This window comes from Emticicia sp., from assembly GCF_049241225.1.
Classification (GTDB): Bacteria; Bacteroidota; Bacteroidia; order Cytophagales; family Spirosomataceae; genus Emticicia.
The window spans coordinates 1-1906 of record NZ_JBMLRC010000259.1; the positions used below are offsets into that span (position 1 = coordinate 1).

The window sequence follows — 1906 nt, forward strand, 5'->3', positions numbered from 1 at the left end:
CAATTCGGAGGCGAGTATCTTTACCCAGTTTATGGTCGGTCATCAGAATACAATACGATTGCTCAGCTCCACGCCCCACACGCCCACGCAACTGGTGTAATTGCGAAAGCCCAAACCGATTGGCACTTTCAATCAACATCACCGACGCATTTGGCACGTCAACACCTACTTCAATAACCGTCGTTGCTACCAAAATCTCGGTTTCTTTATTCTTGAAACGCTGCATTTCATAGTCTTTTTCTTTCCAGCCCATTTTTCCATGTACAATACTCAAAGCGTATTCTGGAAAAGCCCTCGCAATACTTTCGTAGCCATCCATTAGGTTTTTCACGGTCATGGTTTCTGACTCTTCAATGAGCGGATACACAATATACACTTGTCGGCCTTTCTGTATTTCGCTTCTCAGAAACTCAAAAACTCGTAGGCGGTCAGAATCATATTTATGTAGTGTTTTGATAGGCTTTCTGCCTTTTGGAAGCTCGTCAATGATAGAAATGTCCAAATCTCCATAAAGTGTCATGGCCAATGTTCTTGGAATCGGCGTGGCGGTCATCACCAAAATATGTGGCCTAAAGTTTTGGTTTTTCTCCCAAAGTTTGGCTCGTTGAGCTACCCCAAAACGGTGCTGCTCGTCAATAACACAAAGACCAAGATTTTTAAACTGCACGTGGTCTTCGAGTAAAGCATGTGTACCAACAATGATATTAATGCTACCATCGAGCAAGCCCGCATCAATGATTCGGCGTTGTTTCTTTCCGACCGAACCCGTGAGTTCAACAATTTTGAGGCCCATCAAATCGGCAAATTTTTTCAGACCAGTATAATGTTGGTCAGAAAGAATTTCAGTTGGGGCCATCAAACACGCTTGGGCATCATTATCAAGAGCCAACAGCATCGTAATAAATGCCACGATTGTTTTTCCACTACCTACATCGCCTTGTAGTAAGCGGTTCATCTGCTTTCCCGAACGCATATCGTGGAAAATCTCCCGAATCACTTTCTTTTGTGCATTGGTTAAATCAAACGGAAGATAATTTTGATAAAAATCGGTTAGTAGTTTAGTTTTATCAAAAACCTGTCCTGCGTAGTCGTGTCGGCGAATGAGTTTTTGTTTAATCAATCGAAACTGATTATAGAATAACTCTTCAAATTTTAAGCGTCGTTGGGCTTGGCGAAGTGCCTCCTGATTGAGCGGTAAATGAATATGATAGATAGCCTCTTGCTTAGAAATCAGCCTAAACTTCTGCACCAGCGGAGCGGGCAAAGTTTCTCGGATATTCGTAACGGCCGATTCGAGCAAAGTCCGCATCCAACGGCTAATTTGCTTACTATCAATGTATTTCTTGCGAAGTTTATCGGTCAATGAATATACAGGCTGAAAATATCCACCTCGTTCGTTCTCGGGCGTAAGCACATCCATATCGGGGTGTGTGATTTGCCATTTACTCCCAAACGAACTCGGTTTCCCGTAAACGATATAATCACCTTGGAGACGAAGGTTTTTCTCAACCCATGTAATTCCCTGAAACCATGTAAGTTCTAAAACGCCCGTTCCGTCAGTAAACTGACCGACTAATCGGGCTTTAGCTCCCTCGCCAATTTTCTCCCACGAACGCAACCTACCTTTGATTTGGGCGGCAAACATTCCATCGTGCAAATCGCAGATTCTATGAAATTGCGTGCGGTCTTCGTGGCGAAAAGGGTAATACTCTATCAAGTCACCAAAAGTAAAGATATTCAACTCCTTGTTGAGAATCTCGCCTTTTGATGGCCCCACACCCTTTAAATACTCAATTTTAGTGTCAAAAAAAGATATTCTACGCTCGCTCATGTCTCGAAGTTAGCAGGTTCAATAAATTTGAGCAAATTTTTTTTGAGAAATAAAAAAATACCTCTACCTTTGCAG

1 protein-coding gene is annotated in these 1906 nt (G+C 42.5%); it reads right to left on the bottom strand.

The genetic code is table 11. From position 1 onward, the window contains the following. Nucleotides 1-1831: ATP-dependent DNA helicase RecG (gene recG, locus ACOVO2_RS14005; protein ID WP_421770577.1), on the bottom strand; the 1831-nt coding region annotated here is incomplete at its 3' end. Nucleotides 1832-1906 lie beyond the last annotated feature (75 nt).